The following is a 12,446-nucleotide window of genomic DNA, read 5'->3' as shown; positions in this document are numbered from 1 at the left end:
CCGGGCGCCTTTGGCGCCCGGCTCCGCCCCTGAAGCCCCCACGAGGAAACCCACTGCGTAACTCCCAAGACGTTAAATCGGTGCAATGGCCCCGATGGTCGTGCCGCTGGGGATATGGAGATCCGGGAAATCTTCTGGGGTCACATCGCCGGCGATAATGCAATTACGGCCCACGCGGACGTTCGGTGGGATAATGGCGTTCTTCCCCACCAATGTCAACCCGGAAGAGAGATCCCCCAGGCGGTTCGGGCTGTAATCCACCCCATATCCCAGGTGGGCTTCCGCACCCACGATCACATTTTTATCCACAATACAACGATCCACCACCGCGCCCGGTTCGATCACGGAGTCCGTCATGATCACCGAGTAGCGGACCACTGCGCCCCGCTTCACCCGGACGCCCGGGGAGAGCACGCTGTACTCCACGGTCCCCTCGATGATGCAGCCGTCGGAGATCAAGCTGTGGGCCACGTGGGCACCGGTGCGGATGTTGACGGGCGGCCGCTCCTCGCTCCGGGTGTGAATCACCCACGTCCGATCGTGAAGATCCAGTGGGGGGTTATCCGCCAGCAGATCCATGTGGGCTTCCCAGTAGGCCTGAACGGTCCCCACGTCCACCCAGTAACCGTTGAACCGGTAGGCATAGACACGATAGGACTCGATCATCTTCGGGATGATATCCTTACCGAAATCGTGGCTGCTGCCCGGATCCCGCGCATCCTCGATCAGGACCTCCCGCAGTACCTCCAGGCGGAAGACGTAGATCCCCATGGAGGCCAGCGTCCCGCGGGGGCGGATCGGCTTCTCCTCGAAGCGGACCACTCGGTCCTCCTCATCGGTCTCTAGGATCCCAAAGCGGGAGGCCTCCTCAGGGGCCACCGGGAGGGCCGCGATGGTGAGGTCGGCGTTCCGCTCCTGGTGCAGGCGGATCATCGGGTTATAGTCCATCTTGTACACGTGGTCCCCCGCCAGGATCAGCACGTGGGTCGGCCGATGGTGCTCGATGAAATCCAGGTTTTGGTAGATCGCATCCGCCGTTCCCTGATACCAGTCGGAATCCGCCCGTCCCAGGTAAGGGGTGAGGATCCAAACCCCGCGATGGAGCCCGTTCAGATCCCATGGTGCCCCACTGCCGATGTGTTCATGGAGGGAACGGGGCCGGAATTGGGTACACACGCCGACCAAGTAGATCCCAGAGTTGACGCAATTGGAGAGGGAAAAATCGATGATCCGGTATTTACCCGCAAAGGGGACCGCAGGCTTAGCGCGTTTCTGCGTGAGGATGCTCAAACGGGTGCCCTTGCCACCTGCCAAGATCATCGCCACCGTACGCATGGGAATCCTCTTCCACGCCGCTTCTCCTTAACCGGACACTCCATCCGCCCCCGTTTGAACAGACGAAGGGATCAGCGCTCCACCGGGCGTTGAACGGGCGCCCCAATGCTCGATGTGGAGCGGAGATCAGAGGGAGCCTCGGATAGCGCTATCCCTTAGGGATTATGCCATGCAACCGCCCGCCGGTAAAGCGCCTCGTAAGCCTGGGCGGAGGCCGCCCAGGAAAAGTCCCGGGCCATGGCCCGGCGCTGCGCCGCGCGCCAGGCAGCCGGATTTCGGTAGAGGGCGAGGGCGCGGTCCACCGCGGCAAGGAAGGCCTCCTGCGAGAACGAGGAGAACACGAACCCGGTGCCATCCTCACGCGCAACATCCTGCACGGTGTCCACCAACCCGCCCACTGCGTGGACCAGAGGGAGGGCACCGTAGCGCATGGCGATCATCTGGCCGAGGCCGCAGGGCTCGAATTTCGATGGCATGAGGAAGACATCGGCCCCTCCGTACAGCAGGCGGGAGAGCGGCTCGTCGAACGCCAGCCGAACCCCGGCCTGGCCCGGGAAGCGGGAAGGCCATTCGGCGAAGGCCGCCTCGTATTCCGGCATCCCAGTCCCCAGGATCGCCACCTGCACTCCCCGGGTGAACAAGGCCTCCGCAGCTTCCAGGAGCATATCGACCCCTTTCTGTTCAATCAACCGCCCGATGAAGGCGAAGAGGGGAACCTCCGCCCGGGGAGGCAAGCCGAAGGCTTCCTGAGCAGCCCGCTTGTTCTCAGACCGCCGCTCGAGGGTTTCCACATCAAAGCGTGCAGCCAGCGCAGGATCGGTTCGAGGATCCCAGGCCTCAGGGTCGATGCCGTTGAGGATGCCGAAGAGCCGGTCGGCCCGGCGCTGGAGCAGCGGCTCCAGGCCGAAGCCGAACTCCGGGGTGAGGATCTCCTGAGCGTAACGGGGGCTCACCGTGTTAATCGCGTCGGCGTGGGCGATCCCGCGGGCGAGCCAGTTGATGTGGCCCGGCGGCTCCACCTCCAGCCGCTCCACATGCTCGTGGATCCCCCCGAACGCCAGCAGGGCGTCGCCGGTGATCCCCTGATAGGCCATGTTATGGATGGTGAAGACCGTGGCGATCGGCCGGTAGAAGCGCTCCCGCCGGCCAGCGGTCGCCAACCAGAGGAAGAGGAACCCGGTGTGCCAGTCGTTCCCATGGAGGATCTCCGGCCGCCAGTCGATATGACGGAGGAAAGCCAGGACAGCGCGGCAGAAGAAGATGAAACGCTGGGGATCATCCGGATACCCGTAAACCTGATCGCGCCCGAAGTAGTATTCGTCCCAGATGAAATACGTGGGGACCCCCGTCGCCTCGCTCACCTCGACCTCAACCGGTCGGGTCTCGCCGGCCAGGCCGACGGAGACCTCAAAGGGAGGCCGGAGGGCTTGCAGGGGATACGCCGCACCGTTGATGGCCCGATAACGGGGAAGGATCACCCGCACATCGTGCCCCAGGGCGCGCAGCGCGCGGGGGAGCCCATAGGCCACATCGGCCAGCCCGCCGACTTTCACAAAGGGCGCCGCCTCGGCGACCACATAGAGGATCCGCACGACGTCCTCCAGGGATTGGATGGTCGCTCTTCCATTATGCCATACAGCGGCCCTCTCATCACCGCATAGCGATCCTTTCGATCCCTGAAGCCCAATTTCCTCTCCCCCAGAGCCCTCAAGGGCATAAAAGGAGCTGAAAGGGCCCCACCGGTTGGCGCGGGATAGGGTGCTATCCGCCAGGCTTCTCCCGAGTCCAGAGCCCGCGGAAGCCCACGGCCAAAGTTCGGGGGTCGGGATTCCGCCCCCCGCTCACCTCCGCAGGAGACCGGGCATAAGCGAAAGCGAGATCCAAGGTGTTCCATCCCTTGCGGATCCAATCCGCAGGGATCCTCAGGACCCACAGCTGCTCTTCACAGTCCGGGAACAACAGCGTCGTCAAAGGCCGGTCGTTCACCAAGACGCTGATTCGTTGGGGGGAGTCAGCTGGACAGAAGGGGAACGCATGGATCTCAAGCTCAAATGTCGTTGGTCTGGAGGCCATCCACAAGGCCCTTGCGGACAGCGAATCCGCCCACACCCCCCAGCTCTCCGCGCCGGACCATCCTTCTACCAAAAACAAATTGGTGATCCGAACGAGCGGATGATGGGATAGGTCCATCACACAAATCGGGTCGTCCCAGGGGCCCCCAGCGCGGATCGGGTCGAAGCACTGGGTGGGCAGATCGCGCGGCACGGGGATGGCAGCAGAGCCCTCCAGGCCTCGGTGCAGGATAAGGTAGCGGATCCCCACAGCCCCCAGCCGCTGGATGCGATCCATAGACCCAGCGATCAACTGATCGAGCTGGACGAACCAGCGTGGGTAAAAAGAGCCCCATCCGTTCACCGCGGGCTTTCGATGATAAAGGGTAGCCAACAAGGCCCAACTGGAACGAATGGTCACGCTGTTCGCTTCAAGCTCAAGGACCATGCCCTCCCCAGTCTGAGCTTTCAGCCATTCGTAAGCAGGATGCGGAGGAACAGGCCATCGCCAGCCCGCTGGAGCCACGCTGTACAGCTCCAAAAGCCATATAAGTCCAATCACCAAGCGCGCCAGTCGTGGACGGATAGTATGCGCTATGGCCTCTGTGATAGCTGCCATCGAGCCAAGCACGAACAGGCCAACGTACCGATTCAGCGCGGGCGCGTAAGATAGAACGGGAGTCAGAATACCCAATAAAAAAAGGGGGGAATACAGCCGATTTAAGAATTCGCGTGGGATGTGAGGGGTTTCGAGAAAGGAAGGATTTAAGAAGTATCCCCAGCGCCACAATGCCTGATGGGCGCTCACTAGCCACGTGGGCCAATTAAAAACAACAGGCCCCCTCCATGCGAGCATGATCCCGGCGGATGTGAAGGCGCTGATCCATGCGATGACGAGCAAGCGGCGGCTTCCGAGCGAGCCTCGCTTTTTGATCAAACCCCATATCAAGATCGGCCCGCCGATCACCCAAGGAAGCAATCCGATAGGAGGAGGCTTCGACGATACGGGGACAGGATCGATCCAACTTCGGAAGGGGCTGTAAGGATTCCACTGGAATGCAAAGCCCCAATCATATCCCGTATCTTTGAGCAGATCAACCGTGTGAGGCCGCATATCATCCTGGACGAAAGACCAGCGAAAGAGCACCAGCCATGGACCCGAAAGCGCGAGTGCTGAGACCGTGATGATGATTAGGGCCCGTATCATTTTCCGCAGGTCATCCTTGCGAGCCGGGTAAATCAGAACAGGGACCCCTCCTATCAGCAGCATTTGAGGATGCACGCTGGCGGCGATCCCCCAGAGCGCCCCCGCTCGCCACACCGAGGGGCCTCGCCATCCATGTGAGCGACAGTGCTCCAGCTCCAAGACCAGCCAGGGAATAAGTGCCAGGCCTGCCATAATGTGAAGATAGCCGCCGAACTCGCGCAGCCCGGCATATGCGGTGTTAAGAAACGCGTATGTGATGCCTGCTGCTGTGGCGATCCACGGATCTCGGCTCAGGCGCATGCTCAGGCGGTAGGCACCCCCGAAGGCCAGCGTCAGCGCGATCCATCCGAAAACATTGAATGCGAACGCCTCGCCCCCCAGAACGGCCCAGGGCAACATCAAGCCGATCAGAAAGGGCGTGTGGGCCAGATTCGCGGTATGCCAGCCCGTCGGGGCGAAGGCGAGCGGATAAAAAAACGGCGACCGGCCTTTCCCAAGCGCCTCCCGATACCACTGCAGCGCCCAGAGGACCTCCAGGGTATCCCGCCCCTCGGGGATTGAGTGAAAGAGGTCGGAGGCCGGCCAAGCGCTTCGTAAGAAAGCGATCCAGATCGCCGCAACGCCAAGATGGAGCAACCCGAGTTTTCTCCGCCCACGCATTCAGCAAGGCCTCCCAGCTGAATCGGATCGGGCGTCCTCCTCGGCTGATTCCCTTGTGGATCTCTGGCCCCCTCGGCTGCCCCTAGCCCTCCACAGGGATTTTCATCCCTTCTCCTCTAACCACCCCGAACTCCGGGAGAGAGGTTATTTCAAGGGTTAATCCGATTCAGAAACAGCCAATCATAGCTCCAGGACACGGGAGCGGGAAAGATCCAGATCGGACGCCGGGCCAAGAGCTGCCCTGCGTATCGGATCTCCAGCCCGCCCAGCGCCGGCCGTCCACCGGCGATGGGCGGGCTGGCCCAAACCTCATAAACCCACCCCGAAGCCACGGCCCCATCCGGAATCGGATGAAGCCTTTGCAAAGGAACAGTTCCCTCGGAGCCTTGCCAAACCACCTGCCACCCTGCAAATGTGGCCGGCTTCCGGCCCTGCCACCAGAACGCAACGGTGATCCGAGCGCCCTCCGGGCCAGGGCGCACGCGGACCTCTGGGGGCTCCAGCGCGACTGGGTCGACCACCTGCGTCCCTACCCGCCATGGCCTTCCCTGCGGCTGGACGATCAGCTCCCCAATCCGCACCGTGTCGCCAGCGCCCTCGGCGAGCGGAAGCCGGGGGAAGCCCAGGGTCCCCGTCTCATACCATCCGATGTGGACTTGGTACCGGCCGGGCGGCACAAAGCGGGGGATTAGCAAGCTGCGCGCGATCTCATACATCTGCCCGGGCTCCCAGCGGTCCGTGGGGGGATCCGGCTCCGCATCCCAATTCGCCCAGAGCCGTCCGGCCTCGTCCACCAGGTGCACAAACAGCGTCCATCGGCCTTCGAGCGGCCGATCCGCCGAGAACCGAAGCCGCCATTGCATCGAATGACCGACCTCCGTGGACTCCTGAACCCAGCCTACATCGTGAAGCCGGATCCCATTGGCCCACCGGGCATCCAAAGGGGCCCATCGGACAGCTGGAACCTTGCGAACCAGGTGGAAAACACTGGCCCGGTATTCGGGGATCGGGTGAGGGAACTCCATCTGGAAGTCAACAAGGTGGGTGGTCTGGAGCTCTCGCAGCCAGCCCTCCCATTCTCCCCGATAAATCGTCACCCCGATGAACCAGAAAGCCGGAGCTTGGGCAATCACTACAGCGCGCTGGGCAGAATCAGGCCACTCGTCATTTCGGAAGCCAGGTAAGTAGACCCGATGCCAGGGGGCCTGGGCCAACACCGCCTCAGGGGCGCTCAGCAGCTGAATAGTCTTTTGAAGCGCCGGATCCTCCAGATCCAGAACCCACGATGTCAGCACCGGGAAGCCAACGATTCCAACGAGGCCGGGCAAAAGCCAGAGGGGGAACGCTCGTTTCCACCGGGAGCGCATGAAGAGGACAGCGACGAGAGCAAGCGACGGGATGAGGGACATCGCGAAGTAACGGGCGGCGAAGAAGGGCCAGCGAAGGGCCAGCAGGCTGCCAACCCCCGGGGGAACGAGCGCCACAAGGACCAAGTCCGAGGGAAAACGAGCCCGTTGGGACGGACGCGAGAGGAGGGATAGCACGAGAAGACCACCCGCCGCCAATGCGACGGCCACGGCGAGCCGTCCATCGGCGACCGGGCCCACCAGGAGGTTCGCCCAAAGGTGCCCCAAGATCTCCCACGGCATCGGGCGCACCGGGATCGCGGTGAGCGCTCGCACCGTGTGCTCCATGCTTCCCCCGAACGCTTGGGCAAGCCATCCCCCCCATGCAGCCACCCCGGGAAGCGAAGCGAGCATGCCTTTCCACCATCCCCGCGGCCGACGGATCACGACCGCCAGCCATTGGGCGCCGATGAGGAGGAGGCCGTAGTAGTGGGTGAAGATTAGGAGAACTTGGGTCAGGATCCAAAGCACCCACACCAGCGTAGCAGGGCGACGCATCAGGCGCGCCCACAGAAAGGTCAGCAACGCCCCCAAGGTGACGACCAAGCCATACATCCGGATCAAGATCAAAAAGAACAGATACAGGGGGTTCAGCATCAACCAGGCCACCAACGCGAGGCCCAGGCGATCCCCACCCCATTGACGCCCGACCTGAAAGGCCAGCGGCAGGGCCAGCAGCCCCAGCATGAGGGAGAAAACCCGGAACGCCCAGGGCTGATCGAAGCCCCCGATCTCCATCCATCCCTTGACCAGCCAATAATAGAGCGGCGGGTGGCTATCCCGCATCAGGGCGCGAGCGATCTCCAGCCAGCCGTGATGACTGGTTTGCACGAGAACGTGTTTCTCGTCGAACAAGAACAAAGCCCATGGCATCAGGACCAGCGCGGCCCAAAAGGTCAAGGTGACCGCAAGCCCCACGGCCGCTCGAACGAGTATGGACTTTGAACGCCTGGTTTTAGCGATCATAGCGATTAAAGAAGAGCCACCCATAGTGCCACCGCACATCATTCGGGAAAATCCAAACGGGCCGCCGACTGACCAAGCGGTCGTTGTAGGCGATCTCCACCCATCCCAGCGCAGGGCGCCCCCCGGAAAGCGGGGGGCTGATCCAGAGCTCGCTCAGCCAGCCGGGACCCTGAACCCAAGCCTCGGGGATAGGAATAGCACGCTGGAGCTCGATTACGGCACCTTGCGCCTTCAGATACACACGCCATCCGGCCGTCGACGCTCCCTCCAAGCTTCGCCACTGGGTGCGGACCTCCAAGCGCCAGCCCTGGGGGCCTTCGATCATCCGCAGCACGGGAGGGATCAATTCCACCGGCCCCTCGCGCACGGTCCCGATCCGTGAGGGAAGCTCCTGAGGACGGACCGTGATTACGCCCAACGGGAGGGAATCCACGCCTGGCGCCCCTTCCAATGGCACGCGGGGGAATCCCGGAGTTCCCGTTTCGTACCATCCGATTTGGACACGATAGGACCCCGCAGGCACGTTCAGGGGGACCAACACGCTCCAGCCCAGTGGGATCTCCTGGCCCGGAGCCCATTGATCCGTTGGCCAATTCGGCTCACCATCCCAATTGGCCCATAGCTGGCCCCTACCGTCCACGAGATGCATAAACAGCGTCCACCTTCGATCGATCGGACGCCAGGCCGTGAACTGCAAAGCAACTTGGAAGGACGCCCCAGGCTCCGCCTCCTGTCGAACCCAACCAATTCGTTTCAGTTGAATGCCGTTCTCCCAACGGGCATCCACATCCTCCCATATCACAGGCTGGGCCCTGCGAACAAGATGGAAGACGCTCGCTTGTCGCTCCCGAATGGGATGATCGATTTCCATATGGAAATCGACGAGGTGCGTCGATCGAAGCTGTTGAAGCCAGCCTTCCCAATTCCCACGGTACATGCTGACGCCGATGAACCAGAAAGAAGGGGCTCCCGAAACAACGGCTTGCCGCTGCTTGGGATCGCTCCAAGAGTAAGCCCGGACATTTGGATACTCCGGCCATAGCATGTGCCACCAGGCCTGGATTAGAACAGGATCGGAGGATCGAGCCATGCTGATCCATCTGATTTCCTTAGTATCTCCCGCATCCGGGCGCCCAACGAGCAACGGCATCTGAGCCAGGCCAATCAGGCCCAGACATAGAAGAATCGGCCAATAAGGACGCGAGAGCACACCCATCAGCACCCATGCCATGAAGGGAACGAGGAGGGCGGCGAAGTATCGGGCGCCGAAGAAAGGCCAACGGAGGACCAGCAGGACGCCCCCCAGAAAGGCGAGGCCGGTGGCGATTCCGAGGTCCTTCCAAGCCGGTAAGAGGGCGACCCTAGGGGTGCGCAGCCACAACACCCCAAGCATCAAGCCCACCGCCAAGCCAACCGCTTGGGCGAAACGCCCGTCCGCCAACGGGCCGACCAACGCATTGGCCCAGAAATGGAAGATCACCTCCCCAGGCAGCGGACGCACAGGGATGGCCGCCAGGTTGCGGCTCGTGAAATCAACCGATCCCGCCTGAACTGCCATAGCAAACCAGGCAGCAAAGGCGACAAGGAAGATAAAGAGGATCGCAATCCCGATCCGCCATCCTCGAGGGCGACGGAGCACAATGATCAACCCCTGGCCGGCAGTGAACAGCACACTGTAGTAATGAGCGAAGGCCAATAATCCATGTCCCACACCCCATACCAACCACTGTCTTTGAGAAGGCCGTCGGAGCAACCGCAACCAGATCCACGTTAGCATCGCCCCTCCGGCGATAACCACACTGTACATTCGGATCAGCACCAGCTGGAATATGTAAAACGGATTCAAAGCCAGGAGGGCGAGGAGGAACAGCCCGCCTCGTGCTCCTGTCAGCTCAAGCCCAACGCGAAAAGCGAAGGGCAGCGCAAGCAGACCGATGAAGACCGAAAGCACCCGGTAAGCCCATGGGCGATCGAAATGGCCGATGTGCCACCAAGCCTTAGCCAGCCAGTAATAAAGCGGTGGGTGGCTGTCTCGCATCACATTACGCCCGATGTCGAGGAAACCATAGGAGCTGACCTGCCCCAGGACGTGCTTCTCATCCACCTGGGCCAGCTCAAGAGGGGCGAGGCTAAGCGCAGCCCAAAAAGTCAAACTGATGACCACAAGGACTGCCCGGCGCGCGTTCGCGTAAGCCCTCATATCCTTGCTTTCTCTACGGCATCCGATTCCAAAGAATCCAGCTGTAGTTCCACGACCACCGGCGACGGGATAAAGTCCAGGCCGGGATACGGATCCCTCCCCCTGAGCATCCTACACGAAGCGAATGAGTTCCATTTTGAGGGGGAAGCTCCCCTTCGTAGACCCAACGCACCGTACTCCCTGCTGGATAATCCGCAGGGAAAGGCGGGGCCATCCGCATCAGCGCATGAAGGCCCGCCTCGCCCTCCACCGCAACAGCCGGAAACGGCCTTTCCCATCCCGTGAGAGCTGCAATCAGGCTGACCCGGAGCCGATCCGGACGCTCGGGGTCCGGGAAGATGTCCGGCCCCGCCTGACGGTACGGCGTGAGGCGGTCGACGGCCACAGCTTCGACCTGAAGATCGCCACACCGCCAGGACCCCGGCCGATCCACCAGTATTGGACGAGGCCGAAGGAACAGCTCCCCCAGCACCGCTACGTCCGCGCCCTCCAAGGTCCGCAGCCGCGGCCATCCGTTGGACCCCGTGGGATACCAACCGGCGGTCACCCGATAAACGCCCGCCGGAAGCCAGGAGGGGATCTCCAAGGCGCGCCAGAGGGCGATCGGCTCGCCGGGCTTGAGGGCTGAAGTGGAAATCGGGGGCTCCGCATCGCTTCCAGCGATCCATCGACCCTCAGGATCCAGCAGATGAACGAAGAGCGTATAGGACTGTGGGATCCGTTGTAAAGCCTGGATCCGCAAGCCGACCCGCAGGATCCCATGGGAGCCCTCGTGATCCAAGGCCACGGCCTCCAGAACCAGGCCGTTCTCAAAGCGCGCACTGATCTCCCGCCACTCCGGGGCTTCCGCCGGCGGCACATAGCGAATGAGGACCGCATCCGCCGGGGATGGCCATGACCGAATCTCCTCCCGGATCCACCCCGCGAGGGCCGCTTCGACCGGCGCCCAATTGCCTCGATACGCCGGCACGCCCAAAAACCAGACGACCGGCCGCTGGACCAAGGCCGCGCGCCAGCGATCCTCCTCGTTGAGATCAAACAACTGCCACGGAAGATCCGGGCCGTGCATCAGCAACGCCTGGTAGTGCCACGGCGCCTGGATGATCACCACGTCCCCCGGCGCGGCGTGTTCCTTCAGCTCAACGGCCACCTCCGCATACCAAGGGTTGTTCTCCGGCAGATACGCGTAGGCGACCATCACCCGGGAGAGGCCGATCATCCCCATCAGCCCGGACAGCCCGAAAAAGACCGCACGGCGCCGCCGGGGCGCGTAGGCGGCCATCCAAGCGATCCCCAGAAGCAGCGAGGGAACAGCGACGACGGCATAGCGGGCCGCAAAGAAATTGTAGCGCCAACCACCGATCAGGAAGCCGAGGAAGGGAATCCCGAAAGTCAGAAGCCAAAACCGGATCTGCAGGAGCTGAAGACGGGCGCTCCACACCATGGCCGCAAACCCAACCGCCAGGAGCGCCCCGACCCCCAACGCCCAGCGGGCATCCACTGCCCACCCATTCCACAGGGTGAGCCAGAGGTTCAGCGCCATCTCCAATGGACCCGGATGGATCCCCGGGCTCCCCTGATGGCGGATCACAATGGCAACCGCTTGACGCAGGGCCAAGGCGGACCAAACCGCAGCGGCGAGCCCAGGGATCCCAACGCCCAGCAAAACCGCGATCCATCGGGCGCGCGCGCGAGGACGCCGCAACAGGTAGAGGGCGGTGGCTAGAACGAGGAAGGCGCCGTAGTAGAACGTGAAAAACAGGAGAAGGCCGCTCAGCCCCCAGGCCAGGGCCTGGGCAGGCTGCGGGCGGCGATCCGCCCGCACGGCCAGCCAGAGGGTGAGGGCGCTCCCCATCAGGGTCAGTCCGTAAGCCCGCAGAAACAGCATCATGCTCAGCACGAGGGGGTTAAAAACCACGAGAAGCAGCGCAAACATCCCCGCCCGAAGGCCCCCCATATCGTAGGCCAGCCGGAACATGATGGGATAAAACGGGAAGGCCAGGAACAGGCCGGCGAAATAGAGCATGGGGACCGTTCGGAAGAGCGGGACCTGCTGGATCAGCCAGAGGAGGAGCGGGTGGAGGGGCGGCTGCCCGTCCAGGCGGATCTCGGCGGCGATCAGCCCAGGGAGATCGTGGGCGCGGATCGCCCAAACGATGTGCGCTTCGTCGTTGTGCGCCAAGGTTGGCCGCCACAGCACCAAAGCGAGCATCCACGCCGTCAGCAACAGCAACCCTATAGGAAGCCACGTCGATCGCCTCATCCCTTGCTGCCTCTGATCATCCTCCAGCCCGATGGAGGGCCCGAAACACCAGTGACCCAAGGATCCACAAAGGGCGATCACACTGATCAATGCCCTTACATAGAAGCTCCACGGGCGACAGCGGCCTGCCCCCAGGGGGCCGGACGTCCGTTCGCCCAAGCTTCCCATCCAGGATACCAAGGGTCCCTGGTGCTGAGGAGCCCAGGCGGGGCCAGGGGGACCCGGTACCGGCTCTCCTTAGGGATCCGGGCGCGCAACTGGATTTGCTCTGTTGTAAACAATAGAGGAAGTTACCCCAAACTCGTAGTGACGAGCTTTCGATTCGTGGAATGCCTATGAGGGGTGGGCCGCGTAAGCG

General features: G+C 62.6%; 6 protein-coding genes. All 6 read right to left on the bottom strand.

What is annotated here, in order from left to right; genetic code table 11:
* Positions 1–72: 72 nt before the first annotated feature.
* The 6 genes from ACFMO5_RS09495 to ACFMO5_RS09470 all read right to left on the bottom strand — a co-directional run bounded on the left by ACFMO5_RS09495 (position 73) and on the right by ACFMO5_RS09470 (position 12,088).
* A complete protein-coding gene (locus ACFMO5_RS09495) occupies positions 73–1,335 on the bottom strand; it encodes a glucose-1-phosphate adenylyltransferase (protein ID WP_376792508.1) in 1,263 nt (420 codons plus the stop codon).
* A gap of 155 nt (positions 1,336–1,490) precedes the next feature.
* Positions 1,491–2,927: a glycogen synthase gene (locus tag ACFMO5_RS09490; protein ID WP_376792507.1), complete on the bottom strand. Its 1,437-nt coding sequence runs from the start codon at positions 2,925–2,927 to the stop codon at positions 1,491–1,493.
* Between the two features lie 169 nt (positions 2,928–3,096).
* Entirely contained in the window at positions 3,097–5,253 is a 2,157-nt protein-coding gene (locus ACFMO5_RS09485) for a hypothetical protein (protein WP_376792506.1), read from the bottom strand.
* Between the two features lie 149 nt (positions 5,254–5,402).
* Positions 5,403–7,577 (bottom strand): hypothetical protein, encoded by a 2,175-nt coding sequence (locus tag ACFMO5_RS09480; RefSeq protein WP_376792505.1) that lies wholly within the window; start codon positions 7,575–7,577, stop codon positions 5,403–5,405.
* A gap of 37 nt (positions 7,578–7,614) precedes the next feature.
* Complete coding sequence (locus tag ACFMO5_RS09475) at positions 7,615–9,825, bottom strand: glycosyltransferase family 39 protein (protein WP_376792504.1); 2,211 nt, start codon at positions 9,823–9,825, stop codon at positions 7,615–7,617.
* Positions 9,826–9,838: 13 nt separating this feature from the next.
* On the bottom strand, positions 9,839–12,088 hold the full coding sequence (locus ACFMO5_RS09470; protein ID WP_376792503.1) for a hypothetical protein: 2,250 nt from the start codon (positions 12,086–12,088) through the stop codon (positions 9,839–9,841).
* Between the last annotated feature and the right edge of the window lie 358 nt (positions 12,089–12,446).

It is taken from the genome of Thermoflexus sp., assembly GCF_042408365.1.
Lineage (GTDB): Bacteria > Chloroflexota > Anaerolineae > Thermoflexales > Thermoflexaceae > Thermoflexus.
Note: the sequence above shows the minus strand (reverse complement) of the source record. Positions and strands in the feature narration are given on the sequence as shown.

Excerpts from the sequence above, each read along its gene's own strand:
- ACFMO5_RS09470 (WP_376792503.1), bottom strand. The coding sequence starts at position 12,088 with ATGAGGCGATCGACGTGGCTTCCTATAGGGTTGCTGTTGCTGACGGCG.
- ACFMO5_RS09495 (WP_376792508.1), bottom strand. The coding sequence starts at position 1,335 with ATGCGTACGGTGGCGATGATCTTGGCAGGTGGCAAGGGCACCCGTTTG.
- ACFMO5_RS09475 (WP_376792504.1), bottom strand. The coding sequence starts at position 9,825 with ATGAGGGCTTACGCGAACGCGCGCCGGGCAGTCCTTGTGGTCATCAGT.
- ACFMO5_RS09485 (WP_376792506.1), bottom strand. The coding sequence starts at position 5,253 with ATGCGTGGGCGGAGAAAACTCGGGTTGCTCCATCTTGGCGTTGCGGCG.